Raw genomic sequence first — 338 nt, forward strand, 5'->3', positions numbered from 1 at the left:
GGTTTGATTCTTGCCGGGGCTTCCGCGCCCGTGATTCTCGATCAGTTTCTGGATGAGAAAGAGGGTAATAGCGAGCAGGCATATCGCGACGGCGGCGGACTCTGGACGATTTGTCGTGGTGCCACGATGGTTGATGGCAAGCCAGTAGTACAGGGCATGAAGCTGTCAGCTGAGAAATGCGCCCAGGTAAACGCCATTGAACGCGACAAGGCGCTGGCGTGGGTTGACCGAAATATCAAAGTACCACTGACCGAACCACAGAAAGCCGGGATCGCGTCTTTCTGCCCCTACAACATTGGTCCCGGAAAATGTTTCCCGTCTACGTTCTATAAGCGCAT

At 54.4% G+C, this 338-nt stretch carries 1 protein-coding gene; it reads left to right on the forward strand.

The genetic code is table 11. The features are described 5' to 3' along the window. Positions 1–338: glycoside hydrolase family protein (locus tag OGY18_RS00080; protein WP_286551132.1), on the forward strand; the 338-nt coding region annotated here is incomplete at both ends.

It is taken from the genome of Citrobacter sp. Cpo142 (genome assembly GCF_030332425.1).
Classification (GTDB): Bacteria; Pseudomonadota; Gammaproteobacteria; order Enterobacterales; family Enterobacteriaceae; genus Citrobacter; species Citrobacter portucalensis.